Genomic DNA, 24,797 nt, shown 5'->3' with positions numbered 1-24,797 from the left:
TCTTTTTTTATTTCTCAGGGTCTGTAGCTCAGTTGGTTAGAGCACACGCTTGATAAGCGTGGGGTCACAAGTTCAAGTCTTGTCAGACCCACCATTCTGACGAATAGATTAATGAGTACAGAGTTAAAGATACTTAAATGATATAAGCTGGGGACTTAGCTTAGTTGGTAGAGCGCCTGCTTTGCACGCAGGAGGTCAGGAGTTCGACTCTCCTAGTCTCCACCAAATTTCAAGAACAGAAAAGCGCAGCTTTTCCTTGAAATTTAAGCAAACAGCTATGCTGTGCGCAGGCACACATAGGATGGAGCTTGAAGCTAAGATAATTATAGAGCTTAGTAAATATAATGATTTATTAAGCTCTGTGATTAATCACAGTTTAATGTAGCTGACGAGGTTACATTAATTCATTAACAGATTGAGAATTGAGTCTGAAATAAATTGTTCACTCAATAACAAAGAGAGAAGAAGTAATTCTGATCTCAGAGTTAATTGAGAACTAGCAAATTAACTGAATCAAGCGTTTTGGTATATGAATTTAGATTGAAGCTGTACAGTGCTTAAGTGCACAGTACTTCAAACTGTAATGTTGGTAATACTACTTGTAGGTATTAACGACTGTTTGGGGTTGTATAGTCAAGTAATTAAGTGCATGTGGTGGATGCCTTGGCAGTCAGAGGCGAAGAAAGACGTGATAGCCTGCGAAAAGCTCCGGGGAGGCGGCAAATATCCATTGATCCGGAGATATCTGAATGGGGGAACCCACCTACTATAAGGTAGGTATCAATAGCTGAATACATAGGTTATTGAAGCGAACGAGGGGAAGTGAAACATCTCAGTACCCTTAGGAAAAGAAATCAATTGAGATTCCCTTAGTAGCGGCGAGCGAACGGGGATCAGCCCATTAAGTGATGTGTGTTTTAGCGGAACGCTCTGGGAAGTGCGACCGTAGAGGGTGATAGTCCCGTACACGAAAGGGCACACATCATGATGACGAGTAGGGCGAGGCACGTGAAACCTTGTCTGAATATGGGGGGACCATCCTCCAAGGCTAAATACTCCTGACTGACCGATAGTGAACCAGTACCGTGAGGGAAAGGCGAAAAGAACCCCTGTGAGGGGAGTGAAATAGATCCTGAAACCGCATGCATACAAGCAGTGGGAGCCGACTTGTTCGGTGACTGCGTACCTTTTGTATAATGGGTCAGCGACTTACATTCAGTAGCAAGGTTAACCGCATAGGGGAGCCGTAGAGAAATCGAGTCTTAATAGGGCGTATAGTTGCTGGGTGTAGACCCGAAACCAGGCGATCTATCCATGAGCAGGTTGAAGGTTGGGTAACACTAACTGGAGGACCGAACCCACTGTCGTTGAAAAGCCAGGGGATGACTTGTGGATAGGGGTGAAAGGCTAATCAAGCCTGGTGATAGCTGGTTCTCCCCGAAAGCTATTTAGGTAGCGCCTCGGACGAATACCATAGGGGGTAGAGCACTGTTTCGGCTAGGGGGTCATCCCGACTTACCAAACCGATGCAAACTCCGAATACCTATGAGTACTATCCGGGAGACAGACTGCGGGTGCTAACGTCCGTAGTCAAGAGGAAAACAATCCAGACCGCCAGCTAAGGCCCCAAAATCATAGTTAAGTGGGAAACGATGTGGGAAGGCATAGACAGCTAGGAGGTTGGCTTAGAAGCAGCCACCCTTTAAAGAAAGCGTAATAGCTCACTAGTCGAGTCGGCCTGCGCGGAAGATGTAACGGGGCTAAAACTATGTGCCGAAGCTGCGGATGTAACTTTAAGTTACGTGGTAGGGGAGCGTTCTGTAAGCCGATGAAGGTGTATTGAGAAGTATGCTGGAGGTATCAGAAGTGCGAATGCTGACGTGAGTAACGACAAAACGGGTGAAAAACCCGTTCGCCGAAAGACCAAGGGTTCCAGTCCAACGTTAATCGGGGCTGGGTGAGTCGACCCCTAAGGCGAGGCCGAAAGGCGTAGTCGATGGGAAATGGGTTAATATTCCCATACTTCTGTGTAATGCGATGAGAGGACGGAGAAGGTTAAGTCAGCCTGGCGTTGGTAGTCCAGGTGGAAGACAGTAGGCATGCATCTTAGGCAAATCCGGGGTGCTCTATGCTGAGAGTCGATATCAAGCTGTACTTGTACAGTGAAGTGGCTGATACCATACTTCCAAGAAAAGTCTCTAAGCTACAGTTACACAGGAATCGTACCCGAAACCGACACAGGTGGTCAGGTCGAGTAGACCAAGGCGCTTGAGAGAACTCTGCTGAAGGAACTAGGCAAAATGGTACCGTAACTTCGGGAGAAGGTACGCTGCTGAGGGTGATGGGACTTGCTCCCTGAGCGCTTGGCAGCCGCAGAAACCAGGCCGCTGCAACTGTTTATTAAAAACATAGCACTCTGCAAACACGAAAGTGGACGTATAGGGTGTGATGCCTGCCCGGTGCTGGAAGGTTAATTGATGGGGTTAGCGTAAGCGAAGCTCTTGATCGAAGCCCCAGTAAACGGCGGCCGTAACTATAACGGTCCTAAGGTAGCGAAATTCCTTGTCGGGTAAGTTCCGACCTGCACGAATGGCATAATGATGGCGGCGCTGTCTCCAGCAGAGGCTCAGTGAAATCGAAATCGCTGTGAAGATGCAGTGTACCCGCGGCTAGACGGAAAGACCCCGTGAACCTTTACTGCAGCTTGACATTGAACTTTGACCTTACTTGTGTAGGATAGGTGGGAGGCTATGAAGATGTGACGCCAGTTGCATTGGAGCCATCCTTGAAATACCACCCTGGTAATGTTGAGGTTCTAACTCTGCCCCGTAATCCGGGGCGAGGACCATGTCTGGTGGGTAGTTTGACTGGGGCGGTCTCCTCCTAAAGAGTAACGGAGGAGTACGAAGGTGCGCTCAGCGTGGTCGGAAATCACGCGTAGAGTATAAAGGCAAAAGCGCGCTTAACTGCGAGACCCACAAGTCGAGCAGGTACGAAAGTAGGTCTTAGTGATCCGGTGGTTCTGTATGGAAGGGCCATCGCTCAACGGATAAAAGGTACTCTGGGGATAACAGGCTGATACCGCCCAAGAGTTCATATCGACGGCGGTGTTTGGCACCTCGATGTCGGCTCATCTCATCCTGGGGCTGAAGCAGGTCCCAAGGGTATGGCTGTTCGCCATTTAAAGAGGTACGCGAGCTGGGTTTAGAACGTCGTGAGACAGTTCGGTCCCTATCTACCGTGGGCGCTGGAAATTTGAGAGGATCTGCTCCTAGTACGAGAGGACCAGAGTGGACGAACCTCTGGTGTACCGGTTGTGACGCCAGTCGCATCGCCGGGTAGCTATGTTCGGAAGGGATAACCGCTGAAAGCATCTAAGCGGGAAGCCTACCTCAAGATAAGATTTCCCTGTGACTATATGTCACCTAAAGAGCCGTTCAAGACTAGGACGTTGATAGGTTGGATGTGGAAGCATAGTGATATGTGAAGCTGACCAATACTAATTGCTCGTGAGGCTTGACTATACAACACCCAAACAGTTGTTGTATTCAAGATAAATTCGATACGAAAACTTGATTTAGTCAATAAACTAGTTACAATACCGACTCAATTTCCAATCCGTTAATAACTCTTTGGTTCGTAAGTAAGGCATACATTATTAAGTAATGTGAATAAGACCCCAAAGCACCACAACAGTTTGCTGGCGACAATAGCAAGAGTGAACCACCTGATCCCTTCCCGAACTCAGAAGTGAAACCTCTTCGCGCTGATGGTAGTGTGGCGTTAGCCATGTGAGAGTAAGTCATCGCCAGCTTTTAAATGCTAAATACCCCCTGATCAAAAGATCAGGGGGCTTTTTATTGGAAAAAATAAATATACCCATTTATTTTGATTATATTTATAATGAAAGATAACTCATATATTCCAGATCCTTATTTAAAATATAATTAACTTTTATTGAGACTCTGCTTATGGAGTTTAAACTTTTTGAAGTTAAAGAGCTAAATCCTCAGCAGCGACAACAAATTGCCAAATTGTGCTTTTCTGCATTTGATGAAGATCCTTGGAGCCAATATCTTTTCATGCAAACAGCGTCTCATCTTGTTGGTATATTGGATGGAAAAATCGTGTCGCATGCGCTATGGACAGACAGAGTTTTCACTATTAATAACACTATAAAATTGAAAACAGCTTATGTTGAATATGTGACTACTGATGAGAGAATACGGGGGAAGGGATTCGCATCACAACTATTAAGATATTTGATCGATACTTTAACTCACTTAGGTTATGAACTTGCAGCATTGCAACCTGAATATGATAAATTCTATAAAAAATTAGGTTGGATTAATTGGTTGGGGGATTTATATATTCATCAAGGTAAGTCTACTTACCTAACGGATGAGAATAAAATAATGCTGTATCCATTGAATATTCAATTGAAAGATTTACTACTACATAGTACCGAGCATCATGTAATTTGCACCAATTGGAGAGAAGGTGAGCTTTGGTAAGCTTTATTTTGTATATATTTTAATCTTTGGATTATCAAATTAGTTGCTTATAGGAGCTGATAGAAAGCTTAATCAATAGGATAAAGATACTTTTATGCAAATACGTTGGTCAAGTTATTGTGCCTCCAGATCTCTCATTTAAGCAAAACGTTAATCCAAAATCAGTAGCATCTATGCGATAGCTCACTAAAATTGAACCTATACAAGTGGAACAGCTTTATTGGTGGAAAATAGAGATTAACGAAGGAAAATATTCAGTTTATTTCAGATATTATTTATCTTAAAAGGTATAAAAACTTACAGTATTGTTTGCCTGAAGGTAAAATAACAGCATTTAATTTAAGTTATTGGGCTGTAGTAGATAAGCTTAAATATCTGTCCAAATGAGTAGAGTTTTTAGCTGCTCTTTTGGACTGCCATAGTTGAATCGAAATCTTGCGAAGCAGTGCTTCTCATCTTTAATAAACAATATAAAGGCATTTCGGTCAATACCATTATATTTTCTTAGTACTCGTTTTGCTTGATTCCAGAAATTTTCAACACCATTGATATGATTTTTATCCTCAACAAATTTTTCTGAATGATTGATTCTATGATGGCTAAAATCACTGACATCAAGGGCATTATAACTACGATAGCTATCTGTATAAACAATGCTATCTGGAGCAATTTTTCTAGTAATTATTGGCAGTAAGGTTGCTGTCTTTGTATCTGGAAAAATCTTGACGTAAACTTTGCCACCACGTTTAAGCATACCAAATACAGCTACTTTTCCCGCAGCTCCACGCCCACGTTTTCCCTTACGAACACCACCAAAATAACTTTCATCTAGCTCAATTTGTCCCTCAAAAACCTCTATGGCATCTTGGTCAAGATGATACATGATGACTTGGCGTATTTTCCTATAAAACAAAGCAGCAGAATTAGGTTGAATACCGAGTAAATCTGCTGCTGTTCTAGCGGTTACCTCTGCAATAAAAAACTCAAGTAGTTTTCTTTGAGTTTTTTTACTTAATTTACATCTAGTTATCTTCATAAAAGTAGACTATCACACTTCTAATCTACTACAGCCCCTATTTTTTTTTAATCCTTAGATTATCAAATTAGTTGCTTATTAGGAGCTGATAGAAAGCTTAATCAATAGGATAAAGATACTTTTATGCAAATACGTTGGTCAAGTTATTGTGTGAACCGTACCGGGTTTGTCGGAGGGTCAATATTCTGAGAGACTATTCCGATGAAAAAACCAAACTATACCCCCGAAATTAGAGAAAGAGCGGTTCAATTACTAATTGAATCTGAAAAAGATTATCCTTCTACTTGGGCAGCAATCACAGCTATTGCACCTAAGATTGGTTGTACTCCTGAAACATTGCGTGTTTGGTATTTAAAGCATATGGATCAACTAAATCCTGCCAAAGTACAACAGATATCTGACCAAGAAAAAATGAAGCAAATGGAACGTGAAATTAAAGAATTAAAACGTGCCAATGAAATTCTACGTAAAGCAGCCGCTTTTTTCGCCCAGGCGGAGCTCGACCGCCCACACAAATAATGGTGGATTTTATCCATAACAATAAAGATCGATATGGTGTTGAAGCGATTTGTAGAATTTTACCGATTGCAGCTTCGACCTATTATCGGGCTTTAGATCTCGTTGATAACCCAGAACATCGAGCGAAACGTGCTCAGCATGATTTACATCATGCAGAACAAATCAAACGTATTTGGAAAGAAAGTTCAGGTCGATATGGTGTACGTAAAGTCTGGCAAAAATTGAAACGTGAAGGCTATGTTATTGCACGTTGTACAGTTGCTCGATTGATGCAGAAGCTAGATATACAAGGTGTTTGGCGTGGTAAGAACAAACAAACTACCCGCAGCCGAGATGATCAAAAACGAGCAGATGATTTAGTGAAACGGAATTTTAGTGCTGATCGACCTGACCAATTATGGGTCAGTGACTTTACGTATATTCAAACCAATTCTGGCTGGGTCTACACTGCATTTATTATTGATGTGTTCTCGCGAGCAATTGTTGGATGGAAAGTATCTACACGGATGAATACAGATATGGTGCTCGATGCATTGGAGCAAGCATTGCACGATCGAGGCATGCCAAAGAATGTAATTCATCATTCCGATAGAGGTGTTCAATATCTTTCTATTCGCTATACCAATCGTTTAGAAGCAGCAAATTTACGAGCATCAGTCGGTACGACAGGTGATTCATACGATAATGCTTTGGCTGAAACGGTGAATGGCTTATACAAAACAGAGGTGATTGAATATTTAAAAGCAGATTGGCAAGGTTTAGCGGATGTACAACTTGCGACATTAAATTGGGTAGATTGGTTCAACAAAAAGCGTGTACACAGTGCACTGGGTTATGTATCGCCTTTTGAGTTTGAAGCAATGTACTATGATAAGATTAATCCGTTAGGTCAGGTGGCCTAACTTAAATAAAAAAGTCTCCGACAAACCCGGTACGGTTCAGTGCCTCCAGATCTCTCATTTAAGCAAAACGTTAATCCAAAATCAGTAGCATCTATGTGATAGCTCACTGAGATTGAACCTATACAACCAGAACAGCTTTATTGGTGGCAAACAGAGATTAACGAAGAAAAATATTCAGTTTATTTCAGACATTATTCATCTTAAAAGGTGTAAAAACTTACAGTATTGCTTGCCTGAAGGTAAAATAACAGCATTTAATTTAAGTTATTTTCGGTGTAGTAGATAGCTATTTTGATTATTGTGGGATCAAAATTTATAACAATAATTGAGCCTGTAAATTATTTTGTGTAAGTTCTATTTTTTATAAATGATCTTTTAATCGATCATCGAACTGAATCGTAAACCAATTCATTGCTAAACGCCAATTTTGAATTGGCATTGTCCATTTCTTAGCAGCATTGGTTGTTGCTAAGTAAATGACTTTTTTGACTGAATCATCTGACGAGAAGATCTTTCGCTTCTTGGTTGAATGGCGAATTACGCTATTCAACGATTCAATTGCATTGGTTGTATAAATCGCATGACGTATTTCAGCTGGATAGCTAAATATTGTACGGATATTTTCCCAATTGGCTCTCCAGGATTCTCCAATTTTCGGATATTGATGATTCCATTGATCACAGAAGATATCTAGAGATTTTAAGGCATTTTCTTCTGTACTTGCTTGATAGATCGCTTTTAGACCAGCTGTAACAGCCTTGTAGTCTTTCCAGCTTACAAATCTCAGGCTATTGCGTACAACATGCACGATACACAGCTGAATGTCCGTATGAGGATAAACAGAGGCAATGGCATCAGGAAAGCCTTTTAACCCATCTACACAGGCAACAAGAATGTCCTGTACCCCTCGATTTTTGAGTTCTGTCATGACGGATAGCCAGAATTTGGCACCCTCTGTCTGAGCAATCCACATACCGAGTAATTCTTTTTGCCCATCCATATTGATGCCCAAAGCAAGGTATACAGACTTGTTAATCACATTGGAGTGTTGACGGACTTTTACAACAATACAGTCGAGATAGACGACTGGATACAGACTATCTAATGCTCTATTTTGCCACTCAGTCACTTGCTCAATCACAGCATCGGTCACTTTGCTTATAAGTGATGCTGAGACATCTGCATCGTACATTTCTTTGAAAAATGCGACAATTTCTCTATTGGTCATTCCTTTGGCATACAGGGAAAGAATTTGGTCATCCATACTGGTAATGCGTGTTTGATGTTTTTTGATAATTTGTGGCTCAAATGAACCTTCCCGATCACGTGGAATATCTAAAGCCAATTGCCCATCTTGAGTTGAAACAGTTTTTGAGCTAAAACCATTTCGGCTATTTGAGCCTTTTTTCGGCTGATGCTTTTCATAACCAAGATGATCTGAAAGCTCTGTATTGAGTGCAGTTTCGATCATGAACTTTTTAAATATGGCGGTCATTTGGTTTAAGTCTTCTGGTGTTTTTAGACCCTTAGCCAATTCAGCAGCCATACTTTTGATTGTTGCTTCATCCATGTGAAGTACCTTTTGTAATTATCCTCTGAAGGATAAATGAAAATTAAGTACTTACACAAAATTTAGAACAGTCCCCAATAATTTTCTATAAATCTTAACGTTTTTGCTTTTCTCCTTAGCTGACAAGCCTATAATAATTCAGAATCATTCCAAATCTAATAAGGAAATAACATGTCTACCGATCAACAATTTAAAGCGCCTGCCAATTTAGGAATAGCGGTTTATCCTGATAATGCAGAGGCGATTGGTAACACCCCATTAGTTCGCATTAATCGTATTATTCAGTCAGGCGCCACAGTATTGGCAAAAGTTGAAAGCCGTAACCCTGCATTTTCAGTAAAATGCCGTATTGGTGCTGCTTTAATTGCAGATGCTGAAAAACGTGGTGTGTTGAAAGCTGGGATGCATATTGTTGAGCCGACCAGTGGAAATACAGGTATTGCACTGGCGTTTGTAGCAGCCGCAAAAGGGTATCCAATTACACTGACCATGCCTGCAAGTATGAGTCTTGAGCGTCGTAAAGTGCTAAAAGCTTTTGGTGCAAATTTAGTGCTTACTGAACCAGCAAAAGGAATGAAAGGTGCTGTTGATGAAGCAGTACGTTTGGCGACTGAGCAACCTGATGTCTATTTCTTGCCTCAACAATTTGAAAACCCTGCCAACCCTAAAATTCACGAACAAACCACAGGGCCAGAGATTTGGGAAGCGACGGATGGAAATGTTGATATTTTAGTGGCAGGCGTGGGGACAGGTGGGACAATTTCTGGTATTTCACATTTCTTTGAAAATATCAAAAATAAACCAATTTATTCAGTTGCAGTTGAACCTGCGGAGTCACCGATTATTAGTCAAACCAAATGTGGTGAGAGCATTACACCTGCACCACATAAAATTCAGGGCATTGGCGCCAATTTTATTCCTAAAAATCTGGACTTAAATATTGTTGATGAAGTGATGCCGATTACCAGTGAAGAGGCAATCGAATGGGCACGTAACTGTGCCACTAAAGAAGGAATTCTGGTGGGTATTTCAAGTGGCGCAGCTCTTGCTGCTGCTGCAAAAATTGCACAGCGTCCTGAAAATGACGGTAAAACCATTGTGGTAATTTTGCCTGATAGTGGTGAGCGCTATTTGTCTTCTGTATTATTTGATGGTTTATTTGAAGAATAACTTATTCTCGGCAGATTTGATCTCGGGCGAGCTAGTGTTTTTTATAGCCTCAGTTAAATGAAGTTACTGAAAAGGAACTTAGAATATATTACATTCTAGGTTCCTTTTTTTAAATAAAATGAAATTTCGACGATTAGTTAATCTCAAGTTGATTAGAACTTTTTATTAGAGTTCTTTCTTTAAGGATTTTTCAAAACGTTTGACAGAGCGAGCATATTTTTTGGCTTTGTGACGTGTCCAAAAGCTAGACTTATATCCCGTTGGGCCAACATTATAATAAGCACTAGCTTTGAACCAACTTCCAGCCATTTCATTATAATGTCCTAAAATATAGGCACTGCATTGAATATTATTATATTCATCGGCCAGATTACCAGGACAGGCTTGTCTCCAGTAACTTGGAATAATTTGAGCTAAACCTACAGCTCCGCCAGATGAACGTGCATAAGAATTGTAGTTTGATTCCTGACGAATAGTGGCAGCAATCAGTAAGGGTGGAACTTCATAGCGATCAGCACTTTGGATAATCATTGGAGATAATCGATTTGCCGTAGATGGTGAAACAGCATAAGCTTTTTGTAATCCACTTGAGAGCTTATTTGAACGTTTTTCTAAAGAACCACTATTGGGGCCAAGTGTCGTACAACCTGTAAAAAAAAGACCTAAACTACTTACAAGGAATAATTTAGAGAATGTAATTTTGTAGTTATCGAAAATCAGGCGATTAGCATTTATAAAAGTATCAAGCAATTGCAAAACGAAGTACCATCAATAAATATTCAAGTTGAAAAATCTTAATTTGTCATTGCCATAGCGTCAACAAAAGTGATGTGACAATTTGCAAGGTGATCAAGATGTAAATAGCCTAAGCAAGTTTGATTTTTTTCCTAGAAAAACTATTATAAAATTCAAACTTTGATGACATGCTTATATAAAGATTATGACCCCAGCCTGTAAGTTACTTAAAACCAATAAAATTGAATATAGTACGCATGAATACGAACATGATCCCAATGCTAAAAGTTTTGGTTTGGAAGCAGCAGAGAAACTAAATCTGGATGTGGAAGAAGTTTTTAAAACCTTGTTGGTTACCGATGATAAAAATCACTATGTCACAATTTTACCTGTCAATCATCAATTAAATTTAAAAAAAGTTGCGGCAGCATTGGGATGTAAAAAGTTACATATGGCAGATCCGAAAGATGCAGAACGACTGACTGGCTATCTAGTGGGAGGAATTAGTCCACTTGGTCAGAAAAAGCGTCTTAAAACTGTGATTGATGCTTCTGCTGAAATGAAAACAAAAATATATGTCAGTGGTGGAAAACGTGGTTTAGATATTGGAGTAGCGCCACAAGCGATTGCAAAAATATTAGATGCTCAATTTGTTGATATTCTCGATCAATAATTTTTGAAGAAAGATCAAGATAAGCCATTAATATTGTTTAGTTTAAATTTTAGGGTGGTTGTCATCCAATCGTCATTGAAGCCAGATATTTTAAGTCAAAATTTTTAATGACTGAATTCAATGAAGACTAAGAACATATTGAAATTTTTAATGGCAGCGAGCGGAATACTCGTTTTAAGTGCCTGTAATGATCATGATGATAACGACAGCACGTCTGAGCATTCTGCAGCAGTAGAAACTTCAGCGTATGTTCAAACTAAAACACCTTATAAACCACAGCAAGATTTAAATAGCTATCAGAGTGCACCAACAGGATTTCAGCCTGTTTTCACCGAGCTGGTTGCCCGTCATGGTTCGCGTGGTCTATCTAGCATCAAGTACGATTTGGCGCTTTATAACCTATGGAAACAAGCCAAAGCTGATCATGCATTAACACCACTCGGTGAACAGCTTGGTGCTGATATTGAAGCAATGATGAAAGTCAATATCTTGTTGGGGTATGGCGTGTCTGGAATTCGTCAGTCTGGCTATGGCAATGAAAGCCAATTAGGTATTGAGGAACATCGTGGAATTGCAGATCGTTTGTTACAGCGATTACCATCATTATTTAATACCTCAGTGTTAGGGCAAATGGATATTGCTGTACAAAGTTCTGGTGTAGATCGTGCAGTGGATAGCGCCAAATTCTTTACCAATGAATTGATCACCAAACGTCCAGATCTTAAAGAAAAAATTCGTCCAGTAAGTTATACGAGTTTAGATAGTAACAGTAATCCGTCGATTGACGATCAAGGGGTTGATCGCTTTTTACTTTATTTCCATAGTCTGGATAAAGCGACAGATTTGAGCCAAATGAATTCACCCCTTAGACAAAGTATCTATGATGCTAGTCTGAAATATCAGGATTTTGAAGAAAATGATGTGAATTTAAAACAGAAATTACAAGAATTATTGAATAATAACAACGCTCAGCAAATTGCATTGAAAGTACTGACGCCATTGTTTAAAAATGAGTTTATTCAGAAATTAGGTAGCCAAGGCTATACTTTTAGTAATACTGGATCATTTACTGCAACAGCTTTAGATGGTACCCAATTTACTGAAAAAGGCAAAGGCAAAAACACTATAGCTAGTACCGTGGATGCAGCAGCTTATCTCTATGAGCTGTATTCAATTGCACCCGGGATGAAAAAAGAATTAGGTAATACAGATTTTACAAAATATATGCCAATAGATGCTGCCAAATTTTATGCAGAATATAATGATGCACAGGATTTCTACCAAAAAGGTCCAAGCTTTACTGAGTCCAATCAAGTGACCAGCAATATTGCACAGGGACTTAAACAGGATTTCTTTGCTCAGGTAGATCAGGTTATCAATAAACAACAGCAACATAAAGCTGTGTTACGTTTTGCCCATGCCGAAATCATTATACCCCTTGCAACGACATTTGAATTAAAAGCAATGATGACACCTTTAGCCTTAAATCAAACCTATAGTTATAGTTCAAGCACTTGGCGTGGTGAGGATGTTTCACCTATGGCGGCCAATATGCAATGGGATATTTATCAAAATGCACAAGGTTCTACTTTGGTCAAAATGTTGTATAACGAGAAAGAAACTTTATTTAAGTCAAGTTGTGATTATGCTCGTTATAACTCGACGAGTTTTTATTATGATTATCAAAAGCTTAAGCAGTGCTACAGTGTTAACTAACAGTATCTGATCACTGAAATTTTATTCGGGATATCATTACAAAGTGAATGGTATCCTTAATTTTATTAATTTCATAATTCAAAATAAAAATCAAAAATTTAACGAATAAAATAAGCTTTCGTCGCACAATTATAAAATGTTTGATTAAAAAACATTCAAAAATGTTTCATTTATTAAATAAGCCGTTATTCTGCACAGTTTTTGTATACCCTAAATATGTGAATTATAAATAAATAGAGGTAAATGGATGCTGATTTTTCATGGTTCTGCTGTTCAAGCTGCACTTTTTGATATGGATGGAACAATGTTTGATACTGAACGATTACGGTTTCAAACATTGAAACAGGCATCTCAAGAGCTGATTGGACAAGCATTTTCCGATGAATATTTAATGCAATGTTTAGGATTAAGTGCCAAAACAGCAGAACAACTGGCTCAACAACAATACGGTTTAGATATTCCATACCAGGAAATTCGCCAGCGTGCCGATCAACTTGAACTGGAAACGGTACGTAAAGAAGGCGTTCCTATTAAAAAAGGTCTGGTTCAGGTCTTAGAACGGTTAAGAAAATCTGGATTACGTATGGCTGTTGCAACATCTAGCCGCCGCGCAATAGCAGAAGAATATTTGATTAATGCCAATGTATATAAATTCTTTGATGTGCTGGTTTGTGGTGATGAAGTTGAACATGGCAAACCACATCCTGAAATTTTTGAGAAAGCCGCAGAAAAATTAAATCTGGACACTTCACAGTGCCTGATGTTCGAAGATTCTGAAAATGGAATCACATCTGCACATGCAGCAGGTGGCATGACCATTTTGCTCAAAGATATCAAAGCGCCAAATGACAATATGCTGTCTAAAGCCGATTTTTACTTTGAGACTATGTACGAGTGTTTAGAGGATTTAGATCAATATGTCCCTGCGATGGAGATGCCGATTTTACAGGAAGCATTTCCACAGACCTTGAATCAGCTAACAGTTGGGATTCACGGTTTTGGTGCAATTGGTGGCGGATACATTGCACAGATTTTATCACATTGGGATGGGTATACGCGTCCGCAGCGCATTATTGCCTCAACGCGTAACAGTTTATATCGTGAAGCAGTCAATGCCTTTGGCACCTATTGTATTCGTTATGGCCAAGTTTCCTATGATGAACGAATTGAATATATGTCAGTGATTGATACAGACCATCAACAGCATATGCTGGATATGTATTTGGAATCATCTTTGATCGCGCTGTGCCTGCCTGAACATGCGATTGCCAGCGAGGCAAAAATTATTGCGAAAGGACTCTATGCACGTTTTGCTTCACAAGCCATGCAAAATACACGTCCACTCACTTTTTTGATTATTTTAAATAAAGTAGGAGCTAAAACCTTAGTATTAGCTCATATTCGGGAGCAATTGATCGAATTATCCAACGTGGAAATTGCAGATCAGATTATGGGACAACATTATTTCTGTGATACGGTTGTCAACCGTATGGTATCTAAACTTTCTGAGCAAAATTTGTATCGACAGCTCAAAATTAAATATAATTTTTTTAAGCAATATCAGTCTGATGTTGAGGATGAAAATGTCGAAATTGAAGATACCAGCAAGCTTTCATCTGAGCAGGAACATCAAGCCTCTTTATATATTGATGATATGCGACGTAATTTTCAGCCGAGTCATATTTTGCAGACGATGGACCTGATTTTATTTAATAGTGAAACGGATATGCCGATCTATGTCGAAAATAACAGCCCATTGTTGGCTAAAATGCGACAAATGATTGTGGTGGATAATATTGCCGATATTCAACTCATTAAAAATCGACTATGGAATGGCGTACATGCCATGTTGGCGTGGTATGCCTCGTTATTGGGACATGAAACTATTGGGATCGCAATGGGAGATGCGCGGGTACAGTCATTGGTTGAGCATTTAGTTCAAGAGATCAAGCAAGGACTTTGCGTCTGTTTGCCCAAAAGAGCGAAAGATTTGGATCGACTAGCCAAGAGCTTTGTATTGTCGTGTCAATATGCCTACAAAGATCCGTGTCAGCGGGTGGCACGTGATCCTTTGCGCAAGCTGAATCATAATGAACGAGTTATGGGCTCTATTGCCAACAATCTTAAATTTGATCAACCCATCGATAGTTTGTTATGGGGGGCAAGTTTGGGCTATTTTTATGCGATCGAGACGTTTGACATGAGTCTTGAAAATATCACCGAGCATTTGCAGTTAAATATTGCCCAACTTGATTTAGATCATGCTCTAAAGAAAAAGATTGAGCAGAGCATACAGCAGCATCTTGATCAACTCATAGAATATCCTTCGTGTTTAAAACAATTCAAAAGTTTTGCTTTGCCTGAAGAGATAAAGTCTTCATACGCTTAACTCACGCGCAAAACTGATCTCATCATTTTAGTGATCCCACCAAAAATCATGCTTTAATAAAGCATTCTGATTTTTGGTGTTTTTTCTTGTATTTGAAGCCAAATGGTTGTGTCATTCCAACTTTACATCGTGATTATTCCGAATGGCATCATGGACGTAGTATCTATGCACTTTGGTATATTTTAGTTGAGCGTGATCAATATACAGAATTGGTTGCAAAACTCGATCAATTACAAGCTTCTTTTTCAGATCTGCTATTGCCCAATTCGCAACGTCAATATCATATAACACTGTATATTTGTGGTTTTTTGACGGAGCAAAAGCCTGTTTATAATGATGATTTTTGTATAGATTGGTTTGAGCAGCAACGCCGAAAACTTTTAAAACAAACTGCATTCCAACTGAATATCAGTAAATTAAATAGTTTTAGCAGTGCTTTATTTGCTGATATTCGAGATGAAAAAAATTATCTCATTGATCTGCGACGAAACCTTCAACTCGATGAGCATCAGGAAATTGCAGCTTTGCAATATCATCCGCATATTACGCTTGGATTGTATCGCGATGCTTATTCCAGTCATGTGATTCTTGACCATATACGGCAATGCCCTGAGATTAATTTAAAAATAACCATCGATCAGCTTCATTTTGGCTATTATGATGCTCAACAATTACAAGGCCCTCTACATTCTCTTTATTGCTTACAACTGGATTGATCTATGATACATCTCATTTTAGGTGGCGCGCGTTCTGGTAAAAGTCGACATGCAGAGGCTATTGCCAAAGCGCTGTCTCATCCTGTGACTTATATTGCAACTGCGCGGCCACTGGATGATGAAATGCAACAGCGTATAGACCATCATCGTGGGCAACGACCGAGTGAATGGCGACTCATTGAAGAACCCGTTACATTGGCTCAGCAACTTAAGATGATTGATCAACCACAACAGATCATTTTGATTGATTGTTTGACTTTATGGCTGTCCAATCTTCTATTGTTAGATGATTGCAATCCACAGTATAGCCAGCAAACTCAAGCATGCGAGGACTTGCTTGAGCTCTTACCACGGCTTCAATCAGATATTATTTTAGTGAGTAATGAAACAGGTTTGGGTGTGGTGCCGATGGGGGAAATGACACGTCGTTTTGTTGATGAATCTGGACGGTTACATCAGCGTCTAGGAAAAATCGCAGATAAGGTCGAATTTTGTGTCGCAGGATTCCCAATGTTACTGAAAGGAGAAAAGTCATGAGTTGGTGGGTAGAACCGGTTCAAGCCATCGATGAGCAAGCTAAACAATTTGCTAGGCAACGCCAGCAACAATTGACTAAGCCAACGGGTTCATTGGGTGATTTAGAGTTGATCGCCATACAACTGGCTGCATTACAAGGAACTACTCATCCACATGTGAATCAACCGTGGATCACTATTTTTGCAGGCGATCATGGGGTGATGCAAGAAAATATTTCGGCTTATCCGCAGGCAGTGACGCGACAAATGCTACAAAATTTTGCGACAGGTGGTGCATGTATCAGTGTAATCGCACGACAATATGCTGCCAATTTACAGGTGATTGATTGTGGTACGGTGGGTGAGTCTTATTGTTATGAAGGTGTAGAAACGCATTGCATTCGTGCTGGAACCGCAAATTTTGCAATTGAAGCTGCAATGACTAAAGCTCAATGTCATCAGGCGATGAAATTAGGACGTGACAGTGTCGAGAAAGCCATGAGTGCGCAGGCCGACATTTTCGTTGCGGGTGAAATGGGTATTGGCAATACCTGTTCAGCTTCAGCTTTGGCATGTTTATTACTCAATGAAGATGCAGAGCAATTGACAGGCATTGGTACAGGAATAGATGCGCAAAAGTTAAAATACAAAAAACAAGTGATCGATCGCGCTATCGCATTGCATCAACCTCATGTAAAAGAGGATGCTTTTAAAATAATGACCGCAGTCGGTGGGTTAGAAATTGCTGCTATGACGGGAGCTTATATTCGCTGCGCACAGCTTGGTATGCCGATGGTGATTGATGGTTTTATCAGTTCGGTTGCAGCACTATGCGCTGTGCGTTTGAATCCCGATGCGCGAAACTGGATGTTGTTTGGACATCAATCTGCTGAATATGGACATTGTCGTGTTTTAGCTGAACTCAATGCACAGCCGATATTAAACTTAAATTTACGTTTAGGTGAAGGTAGTGGTGCAGGGGCAGCGTTAGGTGTCATTCAATTGGCCTGTGCCTTACATAACCAAATGGCAACTTTTGCCGAAGCTTCAGTTTCAGGCGATCAGGTATAAAACAACATGCAAAAAGTGTGGATCATTGATGTGTTACGTCATGGTGAAACGACATTGAGCCATACTTTACGTGGTCATCTGGACGATGCATTGACACAAACGGGTTGGCAGCAAATGCAGACCACGATTGAGCAAATGCAGCCCTCTGCATGGCAAGTGGTTTTTACTTCGCCCTTACAACGTTGTGCTGCATTTGCACAAAGGTTTGCAGCACAAACGAATCTGAATTGTAATATGGATGCAAATTTTAAGGAAATGTATTTTGGAGATTGGGAAGGGATCAGTACAGCGCAGATCTATCAACAGTCACCTGAACTACTTACAAATTTTTGGCAGCAACCCACCCAATATACGGCTCCGAATGGCGAGAGTTTATTGGATTTTCAATCACGCATTCAACAAGGGTTATTCTTAGTCATTGAAAAGATGCAAATACAGCAACATGAGCATGCCTTATTGGTCACGCATGGTGGTGTAATCAAGTTATTGCGTTGTTTGGCGCAACACCAGCCATTGGATGATCTGCTGAAAATGCAGGCAAGTTTAGGGCAACTGTATCGCTTTAAAATCACTCTGGATGATCAGCAACAGTTACAGATATCCGAGGAATAACGTATGTTGCCATTCTGGATTGCCTTACAGTTTTTGACCGTGATTCCTATTCAATTATCACGGATACCCAATCAGACTGAAAATGCCCGATCTGTTTTATTTTATCCGTTGATTGGTTTAATGATCGGCCTAATTTTATATGCTTTTGGCATATTATTGAGTCCTGTCCCATATCTTTTGAGCGCAAGTCTTATTTGGCTGATCTGGATTTGGCTAACGGGTGGACTGCATCTGGATGGTTTGGCAGATACTGCTGACGCATGGGTCGGTGGTTTCGGTGATAAACAACGTACTCTTGAGATTATGAAAGATCCAAGCTGCGGGCCGATTGGTGTGTTAAGTCTGATCGCAGTCTGTTTGCTTAAATGGGTCTGTATTTATATGTTACTAGAGCAACATTTAGCGCTATTTTTGATTGTTATACCGATGCTTGGGCGAGTTGTGCCATTAATTTTATTGCTCACCACACCCTATGTTCGTGAAAATGGTCTGGGACGGCACTTAGCTAAGGATTTACCTAAAAAAAGTGCTTGGCTGATAAGTTTGATGGTTTTACTCAGTTTGCTCTACTTGAAATTACAAGGTGTTTTAAGCTTACTTGTTTTTCTGACGGGATTGATTTATTTGCGACATCTTTTTATCAAACGTATTAATGGCATCACAGGCGATACCATCGGAGCAAGTATTGAACTACTAGAAACAACTTTATTACTCAGTTTTATTTTAAGCAGCTTTTATTGATCAATGTTTTCAGGTCAGTAATTTAACAATAACGTGAACCAGAAAAGGGCCTGTAATGACCATAAAAATGCCTGCCAATACCATGGTTAAACTTGCAATGACACCTTCTTGCTTATTGCGCATATATGCTTTACTTGTACCAAAACCATGCGCAGCATTGCCCAGAGAAGCGCCGTTGGCCAAATAAGACTTGAGCTTTAATCCAGCTAAAATAAGATCACCAAAGATGATACCTACAATGCCAGTCAAAATGGTAAACAAAATCACCAATTCAACCGAACCGCCAATATGTTGCGTGAGCTCCATCGCAAAAGGCGTAGAAATCGAGCGAGACATGAGACTATAAGTGGTTTGCTGATCAAAATGAAACAAACGCGCCAGATAAAAAGCACTCAGCATACCTGCCGCCATCCCTACGATAATACCCATACAAATAGACAATGCATGCTGTTTAATGATATCGCGGTATTCATAAATCGGAATCGCAAATGCTACTGTAGTTGGTCCTAACATCCACACGATCCAGTGATTATCTTGCATATAGGTGGTATAAGGCACATGGAAAATCATGAGTAGCGCCATAATCAAGCAAGGAACTAAAATTGCAGGTGCAAAAGGTAAATAAGGCAAACGACGATAAATGGGTTTGGCCAAGATATAACCGAAAAGTGTTCCAACAAAACATATCAAGGCAATATTCATGATTTTAGCTCATGTTGATGTAGCATTTTATCTTGGCTACGTTGTTTGAGTCGTGATTCCAATTTAAAGCAAAAATGTACGGTATAGGCGGTGAATACCATGACACACAGAGTACCGAGCACAATTGCAGTTATTAATTGCCAGCCTTCAGCTATAAATAAACTTTTATAGTTGATCAGTCCCACGACACAAGGAATGAAAAACAGCACAAGTTCGGCTAGCATGAAATCCGAACCAGTTTTAATCCACTGTAATTTAAACACACCACTTACAAGCCCGATCAAAACTAGAAAAAGCCCAATAACGCCTGCTGAAACAGGCAGATTTAATGTTTGTTGCAAGAGTGATCCAATCCACCAGAAAATAAGTAATAAACCAATCTGGATGATCACTTTGGCAAAATATGCAAGGCTGGAATAAGACAAGGGATCACCTATAAACTGTATGATGCGTTTGGAATAGAACAATTGTAAATGGAGTTGTTATGCCATATTATGAATAATAAAAAATTAATTATGCTTCTATGGAATGGTTGTAAGTGGATATTAAAACCCTAAAGATTTTTGTACAAATTGTACAAAGCCAAAGTTTTACGGCAGCAGCGGAGCAACTCTATATGACGCAGCCTACCGTCAGTAAAGCCATTGCTGCATTTGAACAGGAGTTAGCTACGACCTTATTTAAAAAAGGGGAAGCAGGGCGTAAACGTGAAGTGGAACTGACATATACGGGTCAGCAAATTTATCAACATGCGCTTACTATATTGGATGAACAAAAAAAAATTTATGAAACATTAGAAGATATAAAACATTTAAAAAAAGGAAAATTGACTTTGGGTGTACCACCTTTAGGCTCGGTGTTGCTTACCTCACTGATCGCATCGTTTCATAAACAATATCCTGATATTGAATTACAATTTATGGAAGTGGGATCAAATGCCATTTCAGAAGCAATTCTTAACCGAACCCTTGATGTAGGTGTGCTTTTAAGTAATCACAATCCTATTCTTGCAGAAATTCCGATCGTAGATTCATCTTTGTGTTTATTGTCCGCGAAACATTCGAGATGGAAAAATATACAAGAGGTGAGCTTAGCAGATTTAAAAGAAGAATCTTTTCTTTTATATGACGATAGTTTTACCTTGAATAACCTGATTATTCAGGCGGCGCAGGTGGAAGGATTTCAGCCAAAAATTGTATGTAAAAGTAGCCAATGGGATTTTATTGCCAAAATGGTTGAATTTTCGATGGGCATTGCGTTATTGCCACAAATCTATTGTGAGCAACTTGATCAAAGCAAGTTTAATATTACGCCTTTAGCCAATACTTCTTTGCGTTGGACACTAAGTATGGCATGGAATACTTCTGTGCCGATGACCGCTGCGACTAAAGCATGGTTAAGTATTATTAAGGCACATCAAGATCAAATTCGTTTTTAGTTAAGCCAGTTTTGGATAACATCAACGACTTGTTCTGGCTGTTTAATCCAAACGCTATGCTGATTGCCTTGAAGACTTGGTCTTAAATCGAGCTGTTTAATTTGAGGATGACTATAATATTGAGTTAAGCCCATTAATGAGGACATTGGTGCCTATTCATCGCCCTTCATTTGAATAAAAAGAGCTTGGTTATCTGAAACATGAGTTGGCTTTAAAATATGATCATATGTTCCTGTCAGTCCAGTTTTACACCAATCCTGAATAAGAGATTTTGCTTCTTTATTGCCAAAGCCAACCTTTTTTCCTGGTAAATAACCGTAAATTTGAATGAGAAGACTAAAGACTGAGATTGCTTTTAAGATTTGAATCTTACCCTTTAAATCCCAATAATGTAGTCCAATATTGCCTGTTGCGATCCCAATCACTGTAACGTCATGTTGTTGGCTATACAATGTAGCCAAATGCCCACCTAAACTATGTCCAAGTAGTACCACGTTTTGTTGTGAATGAGGTTGTGGGGCTAAGTTTATAAGTTGCGGAATAAAATCTTGCAATAAATCTCTATATCCATAATCAAAGTGACTAGAAACTTTTGGGATATTTCTGCCACATCCGGGATAATCAGCTGCTATTGTATTAAATCCATTCGTATTTAAACCCCTGATCAGTTTTTGATATTTATCAATTTCAACACCGATAGCAGGAAGAATAACGATCGTTTTTGCATATTGATTGATGGTATTCACTTCTGCATAAATCCCATCAAATTTTGGAAAGTGAATAAGCTTTTGAATACATTCCATATATTTTATTCCTTAAATGGACTAAGTTGAATCAAGTTGCTGAGACCCAGTTTATTCAAAAACGCCGTTCTAGAATGTGGATGACGTTTTATTTCTTCTTGAATATATGCTTTAAAAGAAGTGTTAAATTTTTCACGAGGATAGTTTTCCAAACACTGTTTTTGGAATTGTTTATCAATGAGATGGAGTTCCGATCCAATCACATCACAGCTGGTTCCTTTTTGTAGCATGATCACTTCTTTAGGCTGACTCATATCTGCAAAGCCATTCATATGCAAGCATATTGCATCAGCGATTAAATCAGTTTTTTCTTTAGGGTAATGGTGATACTTACAAAGTTGTTCAGCCTGCATTGCACTATTAAGAGTAAAACACTGACAATTCGAGGTTTTATGTTGATCAATTAAACCAATATCGTGCAAAAGGGTAGCCACTAAAAAAGCTTCATTGTCATATTGCCATCCATGAATTTGGCTAAAAGCGATTCCCCAAAAATAGCTCCGCCATGAATGATAAATTAAAGAGGTTTTTTTTGTTTCTTCAAGCTGTTCAATCGCTGCTTTGACTAAAGTACTGTCTGGTAAAATAATCTTGTTAAAATCAATAAAAATTGTTTCTCGTTGTTTCGGCAAGAGGTGTTGTAGTAAATGCTGCGTGGTTGGGATGAATGTTTTCTGTAGAAGATACAGCTTTTCTTTTAAAGTCATTTGACCACGTTTTTCTTGCGCCCAATGATACGATCCTAGCATTATAATAATTCCATTAAAATTAGAGTAGTTACTCTAATTTTTGCGGTGATTAAAATCAAGTCCATTCAGTCATAAAAAAGCCCTGACAATTCAGGGCTCAGTTAAATTTTTATTTTGCTAATACAATTTTGTTATAGAACTCATTATTTTTCCATCGTTTTACATAGTGAGCAGATCACGCCGTTATGCTGATGTGAATACATCACATCTGGACGTTCATAATCTTGATCACAAGCTACACACGCATACACAGTCGCAACAGGTGTACCTTCAGCGTCAAAACGCGGTTCATTGATTCCATCATCATGCTTTTTAATATAATACTTACCCTTAGTCAGTAAGCCCATGAAAGGAGTAAGTACGAAACCAACGATCAAAGCAATCAGTGGGGAATAAGAAGAAAGGAAATCACCTAATAAACCGAAGAAAGCTGCAATCGATAAACCTGCTGCTGCACCAAAAGCCACCAAACCAACAGGATTAAAGTCATACAGCATTTCACGGCGATATTCAGGCTGTTTAGGTGAAAGCTTTAATAAGTATTTATTGATGGCAATATCCGTTGCAACGACAACGACCCAAGCGATTGCGAAGTTTGAGTAAAAGCCTAGAATTTTACCCAGTACCGCAAACATGTTGCCTTCCATGAGCGCAAGTGCAACAGCCAGATTGACTAATACAAATACAATACGACCCGGATATTTTTTGCTGATACGGGTATAAGCACTTGTCCAAGCCAAAGAACCTGAATAAGCATTGGTCACGTTAATTTTAATTTGAGAGATCACCACCAAGATAACTGCCAATGCTAAAGCTAACCAGCCCGGTAACATATCATGAAATGCCGCATTGAACTGTTGAACAGGCTCAGTCGCATTAATCCCTGGTAATTTGGTGAATAAGTAAAAACCTAAGAATGCACCAATAATTTGTTTAATCGCACCCAAGATGACCCAACCTGGACCCGCCGAAATGACTGCGGCCCACCAAGATTTACTATTTTCTTTAGTTTTGGCTGGCATAAAGCGTAAGTAGTCGATTTGTTCACCAATCTGCATAATTAGCGATAAGCACACACCAGCACCGAGCATGATTGCTGCCATATCCATAGGCGCATAACCACTATTACCTGCATAAGTCGCAAAAGAACCAACCAGATTGGGTTCTTTATGAATCAAATAAGCCACAGGGCCAATCATCAAAATCAGCCAGATTGGAGTTGTCCAAACTTGTAACTTACTTAGGGCTTTCATGCCATAGATGACTAAAGGAATGACCATAATCGTGGAAATAAGGTAACCTGCCCACAAAGGAATACCCAGTCCAAGCAATAACCCTTGCGCCATAATGGAGCCTTCGAGCGCAAAAAAGATAAAGGTAAAGCTTGCAAAGATAATACTGGTAATGACTGAACCAAAATATCCAAAACCTGCACCACGAGTGATCAGATCGAGGTCAATATTGTAGCGGGCAGCATAATAGGCAAGAGGAATACCTGTGATAAAGATAATAATAGCAGCGAATAAAATCGAATAAATCGCGTTGGTCGTACCATAAGTCATCCCGATACTTGCACCAATAGAGAAATCTGCAAGATATGCAATACCACCAAGCGCCGTGATGGCGACTACTTTGGGACTCCAGCGACGAAAGCTATGCGGTGCATAACGTAATGTATAATCTTCAAGTGTTTCATTTGCTGCATTATTGGGTTTGGTTGCATCAAAAGAATCCGTTACTGATGTGTCGTGCATTCTTTATGACCTTATTTGAGTGGTAATATGGTGCATAAAGCAAGCAATGTGCCAATCTCATTATCAATCTGATGAGCTGTAAGCAAAGAGTAGAATATGAATGGCTTAACGTGAATAGAATAAATAATCTATAAATCAGAAAAATGGTCGTCAAATAGACAATTTTCAAAATTATGCTAAGATAACTAGAAACGTATTTAATCAATACGGGAGATTAAGCATGACAGCATTTGTTCCCATGAAAGCCAGTTTAAGAGAGGATGAAATGATTCCACATCTTGCTGTGGAGGCTTTTCGTCATGCGTTTTGTCAAGCTTCACAATCAGCTTCTGTAGTGTATGCCAAAGACCAATACTTGCTTAAGCAATCCTGTAATGGCGAGACACAAATCTTGAAAAATATTTCATCTTATTATACTGACATCGCCGTGTCAGAAACGACATTAAAACGTAAGAAAAAAGTGGCATTCTAA

At 39.5% G+C, this 24,797-nt stretch carries 22 protein-coding genes, 2 tRNA genes, 2 rRNA genes and 1 other annotated feature; of the genes, 17 read left to right on the top strand and 9 right to left on the bottom strand.

The window, feature by feature from the left end:
• The first annotated feature begins 17 nt into the window (after window positions 1-17).
• The 5 genes from EGS47_RS15670 to EGS47_RS15650 all read left to right on the top strand — a co-directional run bounded on the left by EGS47_RS15670 (window position 18) and on the right by EGS47_RS15650 (window position 4,514).
• Window positions 18-94, top strand: a tRNA-Ile gene (locus EGS47_RS15670).
• Window positions 95-149: 55 nt separating this feature from the next.
• Window positions 150-225 (top strand) — tRNA-Ala (locus EGS47_RS15665).
• A 406-nt stretch (window positions 226-631) separates the two neighbouring features.
• Window positions 632-3,524: ribosomal RNA gene (locus EGS47_RS15660) — 23S ribosomal RNA — on the top strand.
• Between the two features lie 175 nt (window positions 3,525-3,699).
• Window positions 3,700-3,814, top strand: a 5S ribosomal RNA gene (gene rrf / locus EGS47_RS15655).
• A gap of 157 nt (window positions 3,815-3,971) precedes the next feature.
• Complete coding sequence (locus EGS47_RS15650; protein ID WP_004987590.1) at window positions 3,972-4,514, top strand: GNAT family N-acetyltransferase; 543 nt, start codon at window positions 3,972-3,974, stop codon at window positions 4,512-4,514.
• A 367-nt stretch (window positions 4,515-4,881) separates the two neighbouring features.
• Here EGS47_RS15650 and EGS47_RS15645 read toward each other — a convergent pair whose 3' ends face one another.
• A complete protein-coding gene (locus tag EGS47_RS15645) occupies window positions 4,882-5,550 on the bottom strand; it encodes an IS1595 family transposase (protein ID WP_004987592.1) in 669 nt (222 codons plus the stop codon).
• A gap of 201 nt (window positions 5,551-5,751) precedes the next feature.
• Here EGS47_RS15645 and EGS47_RS15635 point away from each other — a divergent pair.
• Window positions 5,752-6,971, top strand: a protein-coding gene (locus tag EGS47_RS15635) for an IS3 family transposase (protein ID WP_125269079.1) whose coding sequence is annotated in 2 segments (ribosomal slippage) — window positions 5,752-6,028 and window positions 6,028-6,971 — 1,221 coding nt in all. Because the reading frame shifts where the segments join, the coding sequence is not laid out codon by codon here.
• Window positions 6,027-6,143, top strand: a sequence feature (AL1L pseudoknot). (Overlaps the previous gene by 117 nt.)
• Before the next feature lie 361 nt (window positions 6,972-7,332).
• Here EGS47_RS15635 and EGS47_RS15630 read toward each other — a convergent pair.
• Window positions 7,333-8,541: an IS256-like element ISAba26 family transposase gene (locus EGS47_RS15630; RefSeq protein WP_004987597.1), complete on the bottom strand. Its 1,209-nt coding sequence runs from the start codon at window positions 8,539-8,541 to the stop codon at window positions 7,333-7,335.
• Between the two features lie 171 nt (window positions 8,542-8,712).
• On the opposite strand from EGS47_RS15630, the gene cysK reads away from it, so the two are divergent.
• The gene (cysK, locus tag EGS47_RS15625; protein WP_004987598.1) at window positions 8,713-9,711 is read left to right on the top strand and encodes a cysteine synthase A; all 999 of its coding nucleotides are present in this window, start codon (window positions 8,713-8,715) and stop codon (window positions 9,709-9,711) included.
• A 165-nt stretch (window positions 9,712-9,876) separates the two neighbouring features.
• Here the strand turns inward: cysK and EGS47_RS15620 are convergent, their stop codons facing one another.
• Window positions 9,877-10,428 (bottom strand): lytic transglycosylase domain-containing protein, encoded by a 552-nt coding sequence (locus EGS47_RS15620; protein ID WP_373866130.1) that lies wholly within the window; start codon window positions 10,426-10,428, stop codon window positions 9,877-9,879.
• A gap of 223 nt (window positions 10,429-10,651) precedes the next feature.
• Between EGS47_RS15620 and ybaK the strand changes: the two genes are divergently transcribed.
• The 8 genes from ybaK to EGS47_RS15580 all read left to right on the top strand — a co-directional run bounded on the left by ybaK (window position 10,652) and on the right by EGS47_RS15580 (window position 18,879).
• Window positions 10,652-11,119, top strand: coding sequence for a Cys-tRNA(Pro) deacylase (gene ybaK / locus EGS47_RS15615; protein WP_004987604.1), 468 nt, complete (start codon window positions 10,652-10,654; stop codon window positions 11,117-11,119).
• 120 nt (window positions 11,120-11,239) lie between these two features.
• Window positions 11,240-12,835 (top strand): histidine-type phosphatase, encoded by a 1,596-nt coding sequence (locus tag EGS47_RS15610; RefSeq protein ID WP_373866129.1) that lies wholly within the window; start codon window positions 11,240-11,242, stop codon window positions 12,833-12,835.
• A 247-nt stretch (window positions 12,836-13,082) separates the two neighbouring features.
• A complete protein-coding gene (gene mtlD / locus EGS47_RS15605) occupies window positions 13,083-15,224 on the top strand; it encodes a bifunctional mannitol-1-phosphate dehydrogenase/phosphatase (protein WP_004987607.1) in 2,142 nt (713 codons plus the stop codon).
• Between the two features lie 86 nt (window positions 15,225-15,310).
• Window positions 15,311-15,940, top strand: coding sequence for a 2'-5' RNA ligase family protein (locus EGS47_RS15600; RefSeq protein WP_004987609.1), 630 nt, complete (start codon window positions 15,311-15,313; stop codon window positions 15,938-15,940).
• A gap of 3 nt (window positions 15,941-15,943) precedes the next feature.
• Window positions 15,944-16,477: a bifunctional adenosylcobinamide kinase/adenosylcobinamide-phosphate guanylyltransferase gene (cobU, locus tag EGS47_RS15595; protein WP_004987610.1), complete on the top strand. Its 534-nt coding sequence runs from the start codon at window positions 15,944-15,946 to the stop codon at window positions 16,475-16,477.
• Window positions 16,474-17,526 carry a nicotinate-nucleotide--dimethylbenzimidazole phosphoribosyltransferase gene (gene cobT, locus EGS47_RS15590; protein WP_004987612.1) on the top strand — a complete coding sequence of 351 codons (1,053 nt, stop codon included), beginning with the start codon at window positions 16,474-16,476 and terminating at the stop codon, window positions 17,524-17,526. The genes cobU and cobT overlap by 4 nt, the downstream gene beginning before the upstream one ends.
• 6 nt (window positions 17,527-17,532) lie before the next feature.
• Entirely contained in the window at window positions 17,533-18,138 is a 606-nt protein-coding gene (locus EGS47_RS15585; protein WP_004987613.1) for a histidine phosphatase family protein, read from the top strand.
• A gap of 3 nt (window positions 18,139-18,141) precedes the next feature.
• Entirely contained in the window at window positions 18,142-18,879 is a 738-nt protein-coding gene (locus tag EGS47_RS15580) for an adenosylcobinamide-GDP ribazoletransferase (RefSeq protein WP_004987614.1), read from the top strand.
• Window positions 18,880-18,888: 9 nt separating this feature from the next.
• Here EGS47_RS15580 and EGS47_RS15575 read toward each other — a convergent pair whose 3' ends face one another.
• Together EGS47_RS15575 and EGS47_RS15570 are read right to left on the bottom strand one after the other, a co-directional pair.
• A complete protein-coding gene (locus tag EGS47_RS15575; protein ID WP_004987617.1) occupies window positions 18,889-19,581 on the bottom strand; it encodes an LrgB family protein in 693 nt (230 codons plus the stop codon).
• Entirely contained in the window at window positions 19,578-20,006 is a 429-nt protein-coding gene (locus EGS47_RS15570; protein ID WP_004987619.1) for a CidA/LrgA family protein, read from the bottom strand. Before EGS47_RS15570 ends, EGS47_RS15575 begins: the two co-directional genes overlap by 4 nt.
• 113 nt (window positions 20,007-20,119) lie before the next feature.
• Between EGS47_RS15570 and EGS47_RS15565 the strand changes: the two genes are divergently transcribed.
• Entirely contained in the window at window positions 20,120-21,019 is a 900-nt protein-coding gene (locus tag EGS47_RS15565) for a LysR family transcriptional regulator (RefSeq protein WP_004987622.1), read from the top strand.
• Here EGS47_RS15565 and EGS47_RS18725 read toward each other — a convergent pair.
• From EGS47_RS18725 to EGS47_RS15550, 4 genes are all read right to left on the bottom strand, one after another.
• Complete coding sequence (locus tag EGS47_RS18725; RefSeq protein WP_228711821.1) at window positions 21,016-21,165, bottom strand: hypothetical protein; 150 nt, start codon at window positions 21,163-21,165, stop codon at window positions 21,016-21,018. The two genes, EGS47_RS15565 and EGS47_RS18725, sit on opposite strands and share 4 nt — an antisense overlap.
• Before the next feature lie 6 nt (window positions 21,166-21,171).
• The gene (locus tag EGS47_RS15560) at window positions 21,172-21,822 is read right to left on the bottom strand and encodes an alpha/beta fold hydrolase (RefSeq protein ID WP_228711820.1); all 651 of its coding nucleotides are present in this window, start codon (window positions 21,820-21,822) and stop codon (window positions 21,172-21,174) included.
• Window positions 21,823-21,827: 5 nt separating this feature from the next.
• Entirely contained in the window at window positions 21,828-22,571 is a 744-nt protein-coding gene (locus EGS47_RS15555) for an HD domain-containing protein (protein ID WP_004987628.1), read from the bottom strand.
• 143 nt (window positions 22,572-22,714) lie between these two features.
• Entirely contained in the window at window positions 22,715-24,325 is a 1,611-nt protein-coding gene (locus tag EGS47_RS15550) for a purine-cytosine permease family protein (protein WP_125269769.1), read from the bottom strand.
• 220 nt (window positions 24,326-24,545) lie between these two features.
• On the opposite strand from EGS47_RS15550, the gene EGS47_RS15545 reads away from it, so the two are divergent.
• Window positions 24,546-24,797 (top strand): hypothetical protein, encoded by a 252-nt coding sequence (locus tag EGS47_RS15545; protein WP_005004329.1) that lies wholly within the window; start codon window positions 24,546-24,548, stop codon window positions 24,795-24,797.

Source organism: Acinetobacter sp. FDAARGOS_515, assembly GCF_003938865.1.
Lineage (GTDB): Bacteria > Pseudomonadota > Gammaproteobacteria > Pseudomonadales > Moraxellaceae > Acinetobacter > Acinetobacter ursingii.
This window is presented reverse-complemented; position numbering and strand designations above follow the sequence as displayed.